At 70.0% G+C, this 6,613-nt stretch carries 6 protein-coding genes; 2 read left to right on the top strand and 4 right to left on the bottom strand.

Annotated features, from left to right (window positions below; genetic code table 11):
• Positions 1-344 precede the first annotated feature (344 nt).
• Positions 345-1,508, top strand: coding sequence for an NAD(P)/FAD-dependent oxidoreductase (locus AOK24_RS12150; protein ID WP_206191184.1), 1,164 nt, complete (start codon positions 345-347; stop codon positions 1,506-1,508).
• Positions 1,509-1,688: 180 nt separating this feature from the next.
• Here AOK24_RS12150 and AOK24_RS12145 read toward each other — a convergent pair whose 3' ends face one another.
• Both AOK24_RS12145 and AOK24_RS12140 read right to left on the bottom strand, forming a co-directional pair.
• Positions 1,689-1,997 carry a hypothetical protein gene (locus AOK24_RS12145; protein ID WP_055720071.1) on the bottom strand — a complete coding sequence of 103 codons (309 nt, stop codon included), beginning with the start codon at positions 1,995-1,997 and terminating at the stop codon, positions 1,689-1,691.
• 121 nt (positions 1,998-2,118) lie between these two features.
• Complete coding sequence (locus AOK24_RS12140) at positions 2,119-4,464, bottom strand: immune inhibitor A domain-containing protein (protein ID WP_055720070.1); 2,346 nt, start codon at positions 4,462-4,464, stop codon at positions 2,119-2,121.
• Positions 4,465-4,831: 367 nt separating this feature from the next.
• Between AOK24_RS12140 and AOK24_RS12135 the strand changes: the two genes are divergently transcribed.
• Entirely contained in the window at positions 4,832-5,083 is a 252-nt protein-coding gene (locus tag AOK24_RS12135) for a hypothetical protein (protein ID WP_055720072.1), read from the top strand.
• Between the two features lie 121 nt (positions 5,084-5,204).
• Here the strand turns inward: AOK24_RS12135 and AOK24_RS12130 are convergent, their stop codons facing one another.
• On the bottom strand, positions 5,205-5,876 hold the full coding sequence (locus AOK24_RS12130; RefSeq protein ID WP_079056775.1) for an RDD family protein: 672 nt from the start codon (positions 5,874-5,876) through the stop codon (positions 5,205-5,207).
• Positions 5,877-5,965: 89 nt separating this feature from the next.
• On the bottom strand, positions 5,966-6,613 hold a 648-nt coding region (locus AOK24_RS12125), incomplete at its 5' end, for an RDD family protein (RefSeq protein WP_240553841.1).

The following is a 6,613-nucleotide window of genomic DNA, read 5'->3' as shown; positions in this document are numbered from 1 at the left end:
CCCCCGAGGACCCCCCGCACACCCGCGCGGCGAACCTCTACCGCGACTGGCTCGTGCATGCCGCGTCCTGCAAGGGGACGTGCCGGATGCAGGGCGTGGACTGCGAGGAGGCCCGGCATCTGCGGGAGGAGTACCGGGCGGCGAGTGACGCGGTGCGGGCGTTTCCGGAGGGGTGAGGTCAACTCCCCCAGGACGGAAGCGACTTCAGCCCTCACCCCCGGCTCCGCACCTCCGTGCGCCCCCCACGGCGTTACTTGACTTACGCAAGCTCCATCTGGTTGCGTAAGTAAAGTAAGTAGCTGCCGTGCTGTATCTCGACCCCACACGAGAAGCAGGAGACGCCCATGCACCGCGCCCTGATCGTCGGCGCCTCGGCCGCCGGACTCGCCGCTGCGGAGACCCTCCGCCGGGAGGGCTACGAGGGGACTGTCACGCTGGTAGGGGACGAACCGCACGCCCCGTACGACCGACCGCCCCTCTCGAAACAGGTACTGGCGGGCGAGTGGACGCCGGAGAGGGTGAGGCTGCGTACCCCCGAGGAGCTAGGCGGAGTAGAGCTACGGCTGGGCAGCCCGGCGACCTCGCTGGACCTGGGTACCCGGGTAGTACTTCTGGGGGACGGGTCGGAGATCGAGTACGACGGGCTCGTCATCGCGACCGGCGTGCGGCCGAGGCGGCTCCCCGGCAGCGGGCCCCAGCATGTGATGCGCACGCTGGACGACGCCCTCCGCCTCCGGGCCCGCCTGAGGAGCGGACGGCGCCTCGTGGTGGTCGGCGCCGGGTTCCTCGGCGCGGAGGTCACCGCCGTGGCCCGGAAGCTCGGCGCGGACGTGGTCCTGCTGGAGCCCGCCCCCGTACCGCTGGCGCACGCCGTCGGGGAGGACGTCGGGCGCGTGCTGACCGAGGCGCACCGGGAGCGCGGGGTGGACCTGCGCTGCGGGGTGTCGGTGAGGGAGACCTGCGAGGGAGGGGTACGGCTCGCCGACGGGACGGAGATCGAGGCCGACGACGTCCTCGTGGCGATCGGGTCGCTGCCCAACACCGAGTGGCTGGCCGGCAGCGGGCTGGCGCTGGACCCGGGCGTGGTCTGCGACGCGTACTGCGCCGCCGCGCCCGGTGTGTACGCCGCCGGTGACGTCGCCCGCTGGCACAACCCCCTCTTCGGCACGCCGATGCGCATCGAGCACCGTACGAACGCGGCCGAGCAGGGCATGGCCGCCGCGCGGAACCTCCTGAACCCCGGCGCGCCCAAGGCGTTCGCGCCGGTGCCGTACTTCTGGTCGGACCAGTACGACATGAAGGTGCAGGCGTTCGGCTACCTGCGCGGGCACGACGAGGTCGCCGTGGTGGACGGCTCGCTCGCCGAGCGCCGGTTCATCGCCGCGTACCGCAGGGGCGACCGCCTCGTCGGCGCGCTCGGCGTGGGCATGCCGCCCAGGGCGATCCGGCAGTGGCGGCAGTCCATCGCCGTGTCGGCGGCGTGGGCGGACGCGGTACCGGTGGCGTGACGCTGCCGCGCCGTCTCGCGGGAGGGCCCGTACGCGTACGCCCCTGGCCCTACCCCGCTCGGCCTACACGTCTCATACCCCCTCCAGCCGCCCCGCGAGGAGGCCGAGGCCGCCGTGGTCTGCCCGGCCGCTGCCATCCGCATCACCGAGTGACCGTAGCTCTCCGGTATTAACCGGTTACTACCGGGCCACACTCCCCCGCATCAGCGCCCTGATCGGATGCCACAGCTCCATCGACCCGTAGGTCCGCCATATCAGCCCGTCGGGATGGTGGAGCACGGCCGTGATCTCGTCCGGGGTCGGGGGCGCGGTATTACCTCTCAGGTACACCGCGCGCAGCCCCAGGTTGCGCAGCCGGGTCAGGGCGCGGGCCCGGTTCCCGGCGTGGACCAGGACCCGTACGACCGCGTCCGCGGCGGCCGGGCTGGGCAGGTTCACGGCCACCACGACGGTGCCGGAGGGCAGCTTCGAGAAGCCTCCTGTGGCCATGCGGTCATACCCCCGTGCGGGTCGGTGTCAATAAGCGGTCCACAGGAGGCACCTAAACACGATCGGCGGCAACCCGCCAGGGGGTTGCCGCCGATACGCTTCTGACCTGTGAAGATGCCGACTACTTCATCGAGGGTCCGACCTTCACCGTGATCGTCCTGCCGCTGAGCGGCTCGCTGACGATCCGGATGGAGGTGTTGGTGTCAGTGACGCGGACACCCGCGAGCGGGGTCGCCTCGTCGTAGTAGGTGGAGCGGCCGTCGTCGAAGAGCGGGACGCCCGGACGGGCCTTGATCTTCGTCGCGACGCCCGCCTTGTGGAGGGTGATCGCGTCGGTCGGGTACCAGCTGAAGGTGGAGTCGAAGGACTGGATGCGGTTGCGCATCAGGGTGCCGTCGGACCACTTCAGCGGGGTGGGGTGGGAGTCCACCGGAAGGACCCGGCCGACGCCCGGGTGGGCGCTGGTGTTGTTGTCCGGCTGGGAGGTGTCCCACTTCCAGATGAGCAGACCGTTCTGGTACGGGTAGTGCTCGACCCACTTGTCCTTGGGGGCGGCGAACCCGAAGTTGTACGGGCCTACCCTCAGGGTCTTGTCGTACGACACGTACTGGCGGTTCTCGGCGATGTAGTACTGCGCGTAGTTGTCCGAGATGGACGCGCCGATCCGGGAGAAGCCGCTCGCGGTCCACGCGGCGTCCGCGCTCTCCGCGTCGTCCGCGAAGACCGTAGCTCCGTCGGCCTTGAGAGTGATCTGGTCCGCCGCGAAGCCCTTGAGGGCCACGCCGCCGTCGGACTGGTAGCGGAAGCGCAGCGAGATCGTCTTGCCGGCGTACGCGTCGAGCGGGAACGTCAGCTTCTGGTAGGCGTCGACCGACCCGGTGAGGGCCGGACGGCCGCTGCCGTCGCGCGGGATCGCGGTGCCGTCGGCGAGGGTGCCGTCGACCGGGGTGTACGTCGCGCCGCCGTCCGTGGAGACCTCGACGTACGCGTAGTCGAAGTCCTTCTCGATGTCCCACCAGGCGTCCAGGGACAGCGTGGCCGAGGACTTACCGGTCAGGTCGACCGGGCGGGTCAGGGTGTTGCGCAGGTCGTCACCGCTGCCGCTCCACCACTGCGTCGCGCCCTGGGCGGGCGGCACGATCTCCGTCGTGACCTTCTTCTCCGGGAGCTGGACGACGACGGCCTGCGGGTTCTTCGTGTTGTACTCGGCAACTCCCAGCTTGTGCGTCGACTTGACGCCCGCCTTGGCCACCTCGTAGTCCAGCCAGCCCAGTTGGAGCTTGTCCCAGGCCGTCATGTCGCCGGGCAGGTCGCCGATCTGGTTCTTGCCGGTGCCGAGCCAGGAGCCGGACGACATCAACGTCCAGAAGCCGGTGGAGTTCTCGCCCGAGTTCGTCGTGTCGTAGTGGTCGGGCAGGCCGAGGTCGTGGCCGTACTCGTGGGCGTAGACGCCGAGTCCGCCGTTCTCGGGCTGGATGGTGTAGTCGCCGACCCAGACGCCGGTGCCGCCGATCTGGGCGCCGCCGCGCTTGTTGTCCGCGGGACCGGTCGTGCCCTCGTCGGTGGCGAAGGCGTACGAGCGGTGCGCCCAGATCGCGTCGGTGCCCTGCGCGCCGCCGCCCGCGGACTCGTCCTCGCCGGCGTGCACGATCTGGAAGTGGTCGATGTAGCCGTCGGGTTCGTTGAAGTTCCCGTCGCCGTCGAAGTCGTAGCGGTCCCACTGGTCGTACTCGGCGAGCGTCGCCTTGATCGCCGCGTCGCTGACGCCCTTGGCCTTCTGGTCGGCGACCCACGCGTTGACGCCGTCCTGAACGGCGGCCCAGGCGCCCTGCGGTGCGAGGTTCGAGCCGTAACGGGCCTCGTTGTAGGGGACCTTGACCCAGTCCTGCACGGTGCCGTCGACCGAGTAGCGGCCCGAGGACTGCTTCTCGTAGTACTTCTTCACGGAGACTTCGCTGTCGCCGAAGTACAGGTCCTGGAAGTGCTCGCGGTCGTAATCGGCCTGCCAGGCGGTCGAGTTGTCGACCGCGGGGTCCGGCTGCGCTATCTGGTTGTGCAGCGGGCCGGGGGTGCCGCCGTAGCGGGGGTCGACCTGGTCGCCGAACTCGACGAGGATCGTGAAGATCTTGTCGGTCTTCTCGCGGCCCAGCTCGACGTACTTGCTGTCGCCCTTCTTGCCCTTCAGCTGGACGACCTTCGAGCCGTCGCGGTTCTTGACCGCCGTCTCGCCGGATATCACCTGCTTGAGGGCCTCTTCGCGCTGCGCCGCCTGCGTCTTGCTGAACGGGCCGTCGAAGTCGTGTTCGTGTGCCGCCGCCGGCTGCGGGTCGTGCCGGTCCACCGCCGGGGCCGCCGCGGGGCCGTTGTCGGCCTCCTGAGCCACGGCGGCCGTAGAGAACGTGGCCGACGCCGCCGCGAGCGCGACTGCGATGGCTGCCGTCCTGAACGTCCAGGATCTGCTGGTCACTTGTTGTCCTCCCTGCACGCACCGCCCCGCATTCCGGGATGACCTGGGCATGACAGATGGACATGACAGATCTGCGCACGGGGGATGCGCGTGTGTAGCCAAGTGCCGCCATTTGACTACCGCTTGGTAAGAAAAGACAGCCCTTGACTCGGACACAACATATGCATTATTGGACGCTGGCGTTCGCATTGCGGACACATGATCGTCACATCGCGGGCGCGCACCCCGGCCCGAACACCTGTTGTCATGACTCCGTGCGCCCCCTGTGCTCCGAGCCCGTGCGTCAGGTCACGCTTACCGTTCGTTCCGCTCGGGCATGCACGCGATTAGAGTCGAGATCTCCCCCGCATCCGAGGACACGATTGCCATGCCTCGTCCGACTGTCGCACAGCTCACGTACGGTACTTGCACCGTCATTCTTTCGACGCTGGCCATGCTGCTGCTGTCAGAGACCAGTTCGGGTCCAGGTGTCGCGGTGATCGCCGTCGCGGCCCTCGCCCTCGGCCTGCTCGTCGCCATGACGGTCCCGGCCAGGTCGTCCCGCTCGGCGCGCGCCGCCTCCCCCGTGGTGGCCCGCTCCACGGCCGACCACCCGGCGAAGGAGCCGGTGGCACCCTAGAACTCCCTTCACAGCAGCGCTCGTTGTACGGCGCTCACGCCGTACGGCACAGTAGAGGGCCCGAGTTGAGAGACTCGGGCCCTCTACTGTGCCGCGTGCGCGGCGAGTTGCCGCCGGGGCGCTAGACGCTCACCACGACCGTCTTCGCCGCCTTGTCGTGCAGGCCCTGTTTGTAGGGCTTGTCGAAGTAGCTCCAGCCGCCCGAGATCGCCGTCCACACGCAGGCGCAGCAGAACGCGAACGGGATCCACAGGACGGCCGCCCGCGCGAGCGACGTCTGCATCGAGGGGTTCGTGCCGTTGTCGAGGTTGGCGACCCGCATGCCGAGCCACTTCTTGCCCAGGGTCTGGCCGGTGCGGGCGGTCAGGACCGTGTCGTACGCCATGTAGAGGACGGCGGCGACGAGCGACTGCCAGAACGACTTGCCGAAGTTCACGTCGTCGCCGCTCATGTCGTACTCGTTGACGCGGAACGCCCAGGTGAGCAGGGCGACGACCGCGCCGACGAGGATCATGTCGACGATCCTCGCGAGGGTGCGCTTGCCGCTGGGGGCCAGTGGGGGCATGCCCGCCAGGGGGTCGTTGCCGTGCGGGGCGCCGCCGTAGGGGTCGTTGCCGTAGGGAGGCCCCTGGTAGGGGGTACCTGAGGGGTACCCCGGAGGCTGCTGACTTCCGTACGGACTCCCGTAGGGGTCGCCGCCCTGGGGCTGGCCGTACGAGGGTGGCTGCTGCTTCCTGAACGGGTCTTCTTCCGGTGGCTGTCCGCCGGAGCCGGGGGGCGGTTCGGTGGTCATGGCCCGAGTGCACCGCGAAGTGCCCGGCTTCGCATCCGGCGGGAGGCCGTACGAGGGACCGAGTCAGGTAGTCCTGGAGCGGGACAGGGTCATCCCGCGACGAACGTATGCGCGGCCTTGTCGTGCCAGCACTGGCGCCACGGCTTGTCGAACACGCCCCAGACCACGCCCACGGCCCCGACGGCCAGCAGCCCCGGGACGCTGTAGACCAGCCAGCGGCGCAGCGCGGCGCCGAAGCTCGGGGGCTCGCCGCCCTCGATGTCCCGCACCTCCAGGCCGAACAGCTTCTTGCCGAGGGTGCGGCCCCACTTCGCGGTCGGCAGCGCCTCGTACACGACGCCGAAGAGCAGCAGGACGGCGAGGACGATGCCCAGGTACGCGGAGGTCGTGCCGTCCAGGAGCCAGACGGTGACCGTGCGGCCGGACAGCTTCGCCTCGTCGATCTTCGCGTTCACGTGGTCTACGGCTCTAGTACCCAGGGGGAACGCCGCCGCGCCCGTGACGGCCGCGAGGACCAGGGTGTCCACCAGGCGGGCGGCGAAGCGCTTGCCGAGGCCGGCGGGGCGGGCCGCCGCCTGACGCCGGGCGGCGGCCTGGAAGACGTCCTCCACCGGAGGGCGCCACGGGGTGACGGGCTGGTTCTGGTCGTCGGCGGCGAGCCGGTGCACCTGCTGCGCCCAGGAGTGCGGGCCGCCCGCGGGGGCGGCGGGCGGGGAGTCGTCGGTGTCGTGCGGGAA

The organism is Streptomyces niveiscabiei, assembly GCF_001419795.1.
Lineage (GTDB): Bacteria > Actinomycetota > Actinomycetes > Streptomycetales > Streptomycetaceae > Streptomyces > Streptomyces niveiscabiei.
This window is presented reverse-complemented; position numbering and strand designations above follow the sequence as displayed.

Excerpts from the sequence above, each read along its gene's own strand:
- AOK24_RS12150 (WP_206191184.1), top strand. The coding sequence starts at position 345 with ATGCACCGCGCCCTGATCGTCGGCGCCTCGGCCGCCGGACTCGCCGCT.
- AOK24_RS12130 (WP_079056775.1), bottom strand. The coding sequence starts at position 5,876 with ATGACCACCGAACCGCCCCCCGGCTCCGGCGGACAGCCACCGGAAGAA.
- AOK24_RS12135 (WP_055720072.1), top strand. The coding sequence starts at position 4,832 with ATGCCTCGTCCGACTGTCGCACAGCTCACGTACGGTACTTGCACCGTC.
- AOK24_RS12145 (WP_055720071.1), bottom strand. The coding sequence starts at position 1,997 with ATGGCCACAGGAGGCTTCTCGAAGCTGCCCTCCGGCACCGTCGTGGTG.